The organism is Flavobacterium sp. GNP010 (assembly GCF_056428945.1).
Genome location: NZ_JBWJVK010000124.1, coordinates 1 through 1090, shown reverse-complemented (window position 1 = coordinate 1090; position 1090 = coordinate 1). Strand labels below are relative to the sequence as shown.

Below are 1090 nucleotides of genomic sequence, written 5' to 3'. Positions count from 1 at the left end.
AAAAAATACATCGAAGCCGAAAAACCTCAAGATTATCTTTTTAACGGACAGCCTTTGCCTACTGGAGCAGGTGGTGATTTTGACAATCGCTATTCACAACGTGGCGTGCAATGGGCGGTTAAGCAAGTGGCAAAAGCAGCAGGAATAATCAAAGAAGTTCACACCCATACCTTGCGACACTCTTATGCCACTCATTTGCTGGAAGACGGCATGGATATTATGACGCTCAAAGACCTTTTGGGACATCAAAATGTTGAGACTACAATGGAATACCTCCATATTGCCCAACTCGAGAGTCAGCGCATTTTTAGTCCACTCGATACGCTTTTTGCACAATGCAGTCGGAAGTAGCCGATGTACTGCGAAAAGTAGGCTCTAAAATTGAAAGTTATGGACTCAATACGTGGCAGCTTCGTACGCTTTACGCCATTAAAAAGTGCCGAACAGCGGAGTTGGGTGGTCATATCGATGCATGTGATGACTGTGGAAACATTACCATAAGCTACAACTCTTGCCGCAACAGACATTGTCCCAAGTGTCAGGGCAACAAACGCGAAGATTGGATCCAGGCTAGAGAAACAGAACTCTTGCCAGTGCCGTACTTCCACGTGGTTTTTACCTTGCCAAGTAGTATCAATTCATTAGCGATACATCAGCCAAAATTGGTTTACGATACGCTTTTTGAAGCGACATGGGAAACACTAAAAACCTTTGGCAAAGCCAAAGAAATGCAAATGGGAATGATTGCGGTTTTGCACACTTGGGGACAGCAATTGAGCTTGCATCCGCACCTGCATTGTATTGTTCCCGGTGGTGGAATCAATAGAGATGGGCAGTGGAAAAACGCAAGAACCGATGGTAAATTCTTGTTCCCAGTAAAAGCTTTGTCAAAAGTTTTTAGGGCTAAATATTGCGCCAAACTCAAGGCGAAATCACCTATCCAATACGAACAAATCAGGCAGGATTTATGGAAAAAACCGTGGGTTGTTTTTGCTAAGAAACCTTTTGGAAATACAAAGTCGGTGGTGGAATATTTGGGACGTTACACCCATAAAATCGCCATTAGTAACCAGAGAATTAAAAGTATTGA

General features: G+C 43.2%; 2 protein-coding genes. Both read left to right on the top strand.

Annotated features, from left to right (window positions below; genetic code table 11):
* A partial coding sequence (locus AC061C_RS15815) for a tyrosine-type recombinase/integrase (protein ID WP_478291971.1) occupies positions 1 to 351 on the top strand: 351 nt, incomplete at its 5' end.
* The coding region (locus AC061C_RS15810; protein ID WP_478291970.1) for an IS91 family transposase at positions 336 to 1090 on the top strand (755 nt) is incomplete at its 3' end. The genes AC061C_RS15815 and AC061C_RS15810, both read left to right, overlap by 16 nt.